The following is a 210-nucleotide window of genomic DNA, read 5'->3' as shown; positions in this document are numbered from 1 at the left end:
ATCCACTTCTTCTTGATCTCCCAGTTCATTCATAAAATCAAATTCAGGAAGATCCGGAATCTCTAAAATAAAATCTGTTTGAAATGTATTGTTCGTTTCATCAACAGAATCAATTTCATCCACTTTTTCTTGATCTCCCAGTTCATTCTTTAAAGTTGAAGATTTAAAAACAATCATTTGTTTAGAGGATATTTCCCACATTTTACCACG

General features: G+C 31.4%; 1 protein-coding gene. It reads right to left on the bottom strand.

Translation table 11 applies throughout. The annotated features are described in order from the left end of the window. On the bottom strand, positions 1 to 210 hold a 210-nt coding region (locus MR071_RS25380; protein WP_242238254.1), incomplete at both ends, for a hypothetical protein.

The sequence above is a fragment of the Bacillus cereus group sp. BfR-BA-01316 genome (assembly GCF_022664195.1).
GTDB lineage: Bacteria > Bacillota > Bacilli > Bacillales > Bacillaceae_G > Bacillus_A.
The sequence above is the reverse complement of the archived record's forward strand: the minus strand, read 5'-3'. Positions and strand labels throughout refer to the sequence as shown.